This is a genomic window from Streptomyces sp. P5F9 (genome assembly GCF_057961495.1).
Map to the genome: position 1 here is coordinate 1 of NZ_JBXVPZ010000484.1, position 7,009 is coordinate 7,009.

A 7,009-nucleotide genomic window follows, 5' to 3' on the forward strand; every position below is an offset into this window, starting at 1 on the left:
CCCTGGCGCGACCCCGCCCTGCCCGCCGCCGCCCGCGTCGACGACCTGCTCGCCCGGATGACCCTGGAGGAGAAGACCGCCCAGCTCTACGGCGTGTGGGTGGGCGCCGACACGGACGGCGACGGAGTCGCTCCGCTCCAGCGGGAGATGACCTCGGAGTACGACTGGGACGAGCTGATCACCCGAGGTCTTGGCCAGCTCACCCGTTCCTTCGGTACGGCGCCGGTGGACCCGGAGTTGGGCGCGCAGGCGCTGGCCCGCGCGCAGCGCCGGATCGCGGCGGCGGGGCGCTTCGGCATCCCGGCGGTCGCCCACGAGGAGTGCCTGGCGGGGTTCACCGCGTGGGGTGCGACGGCGTACCCGGTACCGCTCGCGTGGGGCGCGAGCTTCGACCCGGGGCTGGTCGAGGAGATGGCCCGGCACATCGGCGCGGACCTGCGCGCGGCCGGCGTCCACCAGGGCCTCGCCCCGGTCCTGGACGTCGTACGGGATCCGCGCTGGGGCCGGGTGGAGGAGACGATCGGCGAGGATCCGTACCTGGTGGGGACCATCGGTACGGCTTATGTGCGGGGCCTGGAGTCGGCCGGGGTCGTCGCGACGCTGAAGCACTTCGCCGGGTACGCGTCCTCGGTGGGCGCGCGGAACCTGGCGCCGGTGCGGGCCGGGGTGCGGGAGTTCGCGGACGTGACCCTGCCGCCGTTCGAGATGGCGCTGCGGGAGGGCGGGGCGCGCTCGGTGATGGCGGCGTACAACGAGACGGACGGCGTCCCGGCGTCGGCCGACCCCCGCCTGCTGACCGAACTCCTGCGTGACGACTGGCAGTTCACCGGCACCGTGGTCGCCGACTACTTCGGCATCGGCTTCCTGGAGACGCTCCACCGGGTGGCGGGCAGCCCGGCACAGGCGGCCCATGCGGCGCTGGAGGCGGGCATCGACGTAGAGCTCCCGACCCTGAAGTGCTACGGGAAACCGCTGGTGGAGGCGGTGCGGGCGGGGGAGATCCCGGAGTCGCTGGTCGACCGGGCGGCGCGCCGAGTGCTGCTGCAGAAGGCCGAGTTGGGACTCCTGGACGAGGACTGGTCTCCGGAGCCGACGCGTCCGATCGACCTCGACTCGACGGCGAACCGCGCCCTGGCCCGCCAACTGGCCGAGGAATCAGTGGTGTTGCTGGACAACCCCGACGGCGTACTCCCGCTCCCGCCCGAGGCGCGGATCGCGGTGGTGGGTCCAAGGGCGGCGGACGCGCTGGCGATGCTGGGTTGCTACTCCTTCCCGTCCCACGTGGGTACGCACCACCCCGAGGTGCCGATGGGCATCGAGATCCCCACGGTGCTGGAGTCGCTGCGGGCCGAACTCCCGGACGCCAAGGTGACGTTCGCGGAGGGGTGTGACGTCTCCGGCCCGGACACCTCCGGTTTCGAGGAGGCGGTGGCGCGGACGGCGGAGGCGGACGTGTGCGTGGCGGTGCTCGGCGACCGGGCGGGCCTGTTCGGACGCGGCACGTCGGGTGAGGGCTGCGATGTGGCGGACCTCCGACTACCGGGTGTGCAGGCCGACTTGCTGGACGCCCTGGTGTCGACGGGCGTCCCGGTGGTCCTGGTCCTGCTGACCGGCCGCCCTTACGCGCTGGGCCGCTGGCACGGCCGACTGGGCGCGGTGGTCCAGGCGTTCTTCCCGGGGGAGGAAGGCGGCCCGGCAGTGGCGGGAGTGCTGTCGGGCCGCGTCAACCCGTCCGGCCGCCTCCCGGTGAGCGTCCCGCACATGCCCGGCGGCCAGCCCTGGACGTACCTGCAACCCCCGTTGGGCCTGGCCGACGAGGTCAGCAGCCTGGACCCGACCCCGCTCTACGCCTTCGGCCACGGCCTCTCGTACACGACGTTCGAGTGGGAGCCCGCCGAATCAGGGGAGTTGGAGATCGGCACGGACGGCTCCTACGACCTGCCCCTCACCGTCCGCAACACCGGCGACCGCACCGGCACGGAGATCGTCCAGCTCTATCTCCACGACCCGGTCGCCTCGGTGACCCGCCCGGACGTCCGCCTGATCGGTTACCAGCGCCTGGAGTTGGGACCCGGCGAGGCGACGCGGGTGACCTTCCACTTCCATGCGGACCTGTCGGCGTTCACGGACCGCTCGGGACACCGGGTGGTCGAACCGGGCGTACTGGAGCTGAGGTTGGGTGCTTCCAGCGCGGAGATACGCCACACGACCCGGCTGACGCTGACGGGTCCCGTGCGGGTGGTGGGGGCGGAGCGGCGGTTGCGGTGCGAGACGGAGGCGCGGGGCGACAGGTGACCCCGGGCGCAGGTCAGACCTTGATCACGTGGGCACCGGTCCCGCAGAGTTCCCGGAGATCCTCGGGGTCCGAGGTCAGCACGGTGACGGGTGCCGGGGAGGCGAGTGCTGTCGCGGCGACGATCGCGTCAAGTGCGTACTTGTGCCCGTGCAGACCGGCTGCGGCGAGGAGTTTGCCGGCGTGGCGGGCGATCGCCTCGCTGGGCGGGACGACGTTGACGCGTGAGACGGCGTGGTCGAAACGAGCCTGGTGGGTCCTGGGATCACGGGCCTCTACCAGGGTCACCGAGCTGACGACCACGTGGATGTCCTCGGCCTCGGCCGCGGCGAGCCACTCGGTGAGTTCCGGAGTGCGCCGTACGAGTTTGGACAGACCCTCGCAGTCGAGTACGAGCGTGCCGCTCACGCGGCGTCGGCCGAGCCGGCCGAGCCACCGCGCAGGACGGCCCGTTTGGCCTCGACCGCGGCCGGGTCCACCGGACCGTGCACGGCTTCCGCGTCCTCGATCAGTTCACGCAGCCGATCCCGCTCCAGCTGGCGCTGGATGAGTGCTTCGACGTAGGCGGACATGCCTCGCTTGCCGGTGCGCGCCTTGAGGGCGGCGATGGTGCCCTCGTGGAGCGACACCGACACGGGGCGGACGGGGCCTTCACCGGGTACGGGAGAATCAGCCATGACCCCACTTTAACAAAACTCTTGTTATTCGCCCACCGACTCGAACCGCCACCGATGCACCGCCCGAGTCACCAACTCCCCGTCCGGCTCCGGCAGTTCGGGCAGGTCCGCGTCGTACTCCGCGTCCCACCACGTGATGACGAGAACCCGGTCCTGGGGTCCGCGCAGGAACTCCCGGCGCAGGGGCTCGGCCGGGAGCCGCTGCTCCCGTGCCCAGGCGAGCAGTTCTGCGCCCCGCCCCGGGACCGCCCGGGCCTCCCACATCAACGCGACCGTCGTCACGAGTACAGGTTCTCCTTGCTGACCTCGTGCACGTGGTCGTGGTGGTGATGCCCCGGGACGTGCGGGTCGGTCACCGGGAGGGACGAGTCGGCCGACAGGTCCCAGTCCGACGGAACCCGGTTCCGCGCGACCATTTCGGCACCCAGCGCGGCGACCATCGCGCCGTTGTCCGTGCAGAGCTTGGGGCGCGGGACGCGGAGGCGGATGCCGGCGGCCTCGCAGCGCTCCGCCGCCAGTGCGCGCAGGCGCGAGTTCGCCGCCACTCCGCCGCCGATCATCAGGTGGTCGACGCCCTCGTCCTTGCAGGCGCGTACGGCCTTGCGGGTCAGGACGTCGACGACGGCCTCCTGGAAGGACGCCGACACATCGCGCACCGGCACATCCTCCCCCGCCGCCCGCTTCGCCTCGATCCAGCGGGCCACGGACGTCTTCAGCCCGGAGAAGGAGAAGTCGTACGCCGGGTCGCGCGGCCCGGTCAGTCCGCGCGGGAACGTGATCGCCGTGGGGTCGCCCTCCTTCGCGTACCGGTCGATGACCGGCCCGCCCGGGAAGCCGAGGTTCAGGACACGCGCGATCTTGTCGAAGGCCTCGCCCGCCGCATCGTCGATCGTCGCGCCCAGCGGCCGTACGTCCGAGGTGATGTCCGAGGACAACAGCAGCGAGGAGTGACCGCCGGACACCAGCAGCGCCATCGTCGGTTCCGGCAACGGGCCGTGTTCCAGCTGGTCCACGCAGATGTGCGAGGCGAGGTGGTTCACGCCGTAGAGGGGCTTGCCCAGGGCGTAGGCGTAGGCCTTGGCGGCGGAGACGCCGACCAGCAGGGCACCGGCGAGGCCAGGACCCGCCGTGACCGCGATGCCGTCGAGGTCACGGGCGCTCACGCCCGCGTCCTTCAGCGCGCGCTGGATCGTCGGGACCATCGCCTCCAGGTGGGCGCGGGACGCCACCTCCGGTACGACCCCGCCGAAGCGGGCGTGCTCGTCGACGCTGGACGCGACCGCGTCCGCCAGCAGGGTGGTGCCGCGGACGATGCCGACACCGGTCTCGTCGCAGGAGGTCTCGATGCCCAGGACGAGAGGCTCGTCGCGTGAGTCAGTCATGGATCTCGGTTCCTTGTACGGAAGGTGACCCCGCGGCGGAGCTGCCGTCGGGATCTGTGGTCAGGCGCATCACCAGGGCGTCGACGTTGCCCGGCTGGTAGTAGCCGCGCCGGAATCCGATCGGGGCGAAGCCGAAGCGCTCGTACAGCTTCTGCGCGCGGACGTTGTCGACGCGGCATTCGAGCATGACCTCGGTGCACTCGAACTCGCTTGCCGCGGTGAGGAGTTCGGTCAGCAGGGTGGAGCCGAGGCCGGTGCCCCAGTGGTCGCGGGCGACGGCGATGGTCTGGATGTCGGCCGCCGCGGCGGAGCCGCTGTCAGATGCGGTGCCGCTGGTGGCGAGGCCCGCGTAGCCGATGAGCCGGACACCGCCCTCGTACTCCGCACCGGTCTCCTCCGCGACCAGGTACCGGCGGGTCGCCTCGGCGCCCCGCGCGTGTGCCAGTTCGGACCAGAACATGCCCCGGGACCAGGCGTCCTCCGGGAAGAGATCCTTCTCCAGTTCCAGCACGGAGTCGATGTCCCACCAGCGCATCTCGCGCAGCCGAGGGCTCAGGGATTCGGTCACTTGGGGGTGACCACCTTGTAGTTCTTGGGCACCTGGGCGTCGGGACGGCGCAGGTACAGCGGCCGGGGCGCGGGGAGTTCGACGCCCGCCGCGAGTCTCTCGGCGGCCAGCGAGGCGAGCGCGGCGGCGGACACGTGCTCCGGCTCGTGGGCGGACGGGAAGGTGTCCGGGTAGAGCAGCGCACCGGCGCCGACGGCGGGCAGTCCGGCGACCTGCTCGGCGATGTCGGCGGGCCGGTCCACGGCCGGGTCGGTGACGCGGGTCCGGGAGTCGGCGTAACGCGCCCAGTAGACCTCCTTGCGCCGCGCGTCCGTGGCGACGACGAAGGGGCCGTCGAGGTCGGCGGCGTAGGCGAGGCCGTCCAGCGTGCACACACCGTGCACGGGCACGCCGAGCGCGAGCCCGAAGGTGTCGGCGGTCATCAGCCCGACGCGCAGCCCGGTGTAGGGGCCGGGGCCGATGCCGACGACGATTCCCGTGACGGCGTCGAGCGTGAGCCCCGCGCCGGCGAGCACGTGGTCGACGGCCGGGAGCAGCAGCTCACCGTGGCGGCGCGCGTCCACCTGACTCGACGAGGCGATGACGGCCTCGCCGTCGTGCAGGGCGACGGTGACGGCGGGGGTGGCGGTATCGAGAGCGAGCAAGAGCACGCAAACAGCCTACGGCTCCGGCGCCGCGAGCACGGCCGCCCCGGTCGGCCCGGCCGCGGCTGCTACGGTCACCTAGGGTCACCGGACTTACGGGACGTACGGGACCGTTCGGGGCACCGTCACAGGACGTAGACGTATGAGACGCGGAGGTGGGCGCTGATGGCCGGCAGCAGCTCGGGAATCGTGGCCGGGCTCACCGTGGCGGCGGTCGCCACGGTCGGTTTCCTCGCCTACCAGGCGTCGGCGACGGTCCCGGCCGGACTGGGGAGCACGGCCCACGCGAGCGCCTCCCCCGCGGCGGCGGCCGCCAAGAAGGCCCCGCGCGACAAGAAGAACCCCGCCGCGCTGCCCGCCGGCTCCGGCACGGGCGAACGGGTCGTGTACTCGGTGGACGACGACCGGGTGTGGCTGGTCGCCAAGAACAACAAGGTCAACCGCACGTTCAAGGTCACCCCCGGCACGGTGGACCCACCCACGGGCACCTATCCGGTCACCTCCCGCTCGAACGCCATCACCGGCACCGACGGCACCCCCATCCAGCACGTCGTCCGCTTCACCAACGCGGACAACGTCGCCATCGGCTTCAGCGCGGCGGTCAGCGGCGCGACGGACGCCCCCGACCCGACAGCGAAGTCCGGCGGCATCCGCGAATCGACCGAGGACGGCGCGGCGATGTGGGAGTTCGCAACGATCGGACAGTCGATCGTGGTAATCCGCTAAGCAATTCAATTGGGGGCAGGGCACCCCCTAGGGGCGCGGGGAACTGCGCGACCAGCCACGACGCACCCGCAGACGAACGACTACGCGGCTTTACGCGGCTCAACCGGCGGAGCTATCGGCTCCGGGTCCCGAGGCGGCGTAGAAACCACCCTCGCCGCCTCCCCCGCCGCCAGCAGCTCCTGCATGGACACCCCGCCAACCGCATACGGCCGCGCCCACTCACGCTGGTTCTCTGAAGCCGACATGGACGCCTCCTGGGAGCCGGGGGCAGGCATAGTTAGGTAGACCTAACTACGAACTGGATACCATGTGACCACGCCCGAGACCCCGAACGCAACATCTTGCCGACACCTTGTCGGAACCCACACCCCTCGCACCCCCCGGTCAGCCGCCGAGCACGCCCAGTTCAACCGCGGCCCACCGCGCACCGAGCCCGGTGACAGTCACATGCCGTACCTCGTCCGTCGTATCCCCGACGGCCCGGTGGATGACGAGCGACAGCCGGTCGTCCGTCAACTCCTCGACCTTGCCCTCACCCCACTCCACGACGATCACGGACTCGGGCAGCGAGACATCGAGGTCGAGGTCCTCCATGTCGTCGAGCCCGCCGCTCAGGCGATACGCGTCGACGTGCACAAGCGGCGGCCCGTCCCCCAGCGAGGGATGCACCCGGGCGATCACAAAGGTCGGCGAGGTCACCGCCCCCCGCACCCCGAGCC

General features: G+C 71.7%; 9 protein-coding genes. 2 read left to right on the plus strand and 7 right to left on the minus strand.

Features of this window, described 5'->3' with window-relative positions; genetic code table 11:
* The coding region (locus AC31A1_RS43185; protein WP_489658547.1) for a beta-xylosidase/alpha-l-arabinosidase at positions 1-2,295 on the plus strand (2,295 nt) is incomplete at its 5' end.
* Positions 2,296-2,308: 13 nt separating this feature from the next.
* Here AC31A1_RS43185 and AC31A1_RS43190 read toward each other — a convergent pair.
* From AC31A1_RS43190 to tsaB, 6 genes are read right to left on the minus strand one after another with little or no spacing between them, the layout of a single operon-like run.
* A complete protein-coding gene (locus AC31A1_RS43190; RefSeq protein ID WP_489658548.1) occupies positions 2,309-2,701 on the minus strand; it encodes a type II toxin-antitoxin system VapC family toxin in 393 nt (130 codons plus the stop codon).
* Positions 2,698-2,970, minus strand: a complete 273-nt coding sequence (locus tag AC31A1_RS43195; protein ID WP_489658549.1) for a hypothetical protein — start codon at positions 2,968-2,970, stop codon at positions 2,698-2,700. The genes AC31A1_RS43190 and AC31A1_RS43195 overlap by 4 nt, the downstream gene beginning before the upstream one ends.
* Positions 2,971-2,994: 24 nt before the next feature.
* A complete protein-coding gene (locus tag AC31A1_RS43200; RefSeq protein ID WP_489658552.1) occupies positions 2,995-3,234 on the minus strand; it encodes a hypothetical protein in 240 nt (79 codons plus the stop codon).
* A gap of 14 nt (positions 3,235-3,248) precedes the next feature.
* The gene (gene tsaD / locus AC31A1_RS43205) at positions 3,249-4,352 is read right to left on the minus strand and encodes a tRNA (adenosine(37)-N6)-threonylcarbamoyltransferase complex transferase subunit TsaD (protein WP_393759791.1); all 1,104 of its coding nucleotides are present in this window, start codon (positions 4,350-4,352) and stop codon (positions 3,249-3,251) included.
* Positions 4,345-4,887: a ribosomal protein S18-alanine N-acetyltransferase gene (rimI, locus tag AC31A1_RS43210; RefSeq protein WP_489658553.1), complete on the minus strand. Its 543-nt coding sequence runs from the start codon at positions 4,885-4,887 to the stop codon at positions 4,345-4,347. The genes tsaD and rimI overlap by 8 nt, the downstream gene beginning before the upstream one ends.
* A gap of 29 nt (positions 4,888-4,916) precedes the next feature.
* Entirely contained in the window at positions 4,917-5,570 is a 654-nt protein-coding gene (gene tsaB, locus AC31A1_RS43215; protein WP_393759793.1) for a tRNA (adenosine(37)-N6)-threonylcarbamoyltransferase complex dimerization subunit type 1 TsaB, read from the minus strand.
* A 159-nt stretch (positions 5,571-5,729) separates the two neighbouring features.
* On the opposite strand from tsaB, the gene AC31A1_RS43220 reads away from it, so the two are divergent.
* Positions 5,730-6,290 carry a hypothetical protein gene (locus AC31A1_RS43220; RefSeq protein ID WP_489658550.1) on the plus strand — a complete coding sequence of 187 codons (561 nt, stop codon included), beginning with the start codon at positions 5,730-5,732 and terminating at the stop codon, positions 6,288-6,290.
* Positions 6,291-6,674: 384 nt separating this feature from the next.
* On the opposite strand, the gene AC31A1_RS43225 is transcribed toward AC31A1_RS43220, so the two are convergent.
* On the minus strand, positions 6,675-7,009 hold a 335-nt coding region (locus AC31A1_RS43225; RefSeq protein ID WP_489658551.1), incomplete at its 5' end, for a tRNA (adenosine(37)-N6)-threonylcarbamoyltransferase complex ATPase subunit type 1 TsaE.

Coding starts and splice junctions, on each gene's coding strand:
- tsaD (WP_393759791.1), bottom strand. CDS start 4,352: ATGACTGACTCACGCGACGAGCCTCTCGTCCTGGGCATCGAGACCTCC.
- AC31A1_RS43195 (WP_489658549.1), bottom strand. CDS start 2,970: ATGGCTGATTCTCCCGTACCCGGTGAAGGCCCCGTCCGCCCCGTGTCG.
- AC31A1_RS43200 (WP_489658552.1), bottom strand. CDS start 3,234: ATGTGGGAGGCCCGGGCGGTCCCGGGGCGGGGCGCAGAACTGCTCGCC.
- AC31A1_RS43220 (WP_489658550.1), top strand. CDS start 5,730: ATGGCCGGCAGCAGCTCGGGAATCGTGGCCGGGCTCACCGTGGCGGCG.
- rimI (WP_489658553.1), bottom strand. CDS start 4,887: ATGCGCTGGTGGGACATCGACTCCGTGCTGGAACTGGAGAAGGATCTC.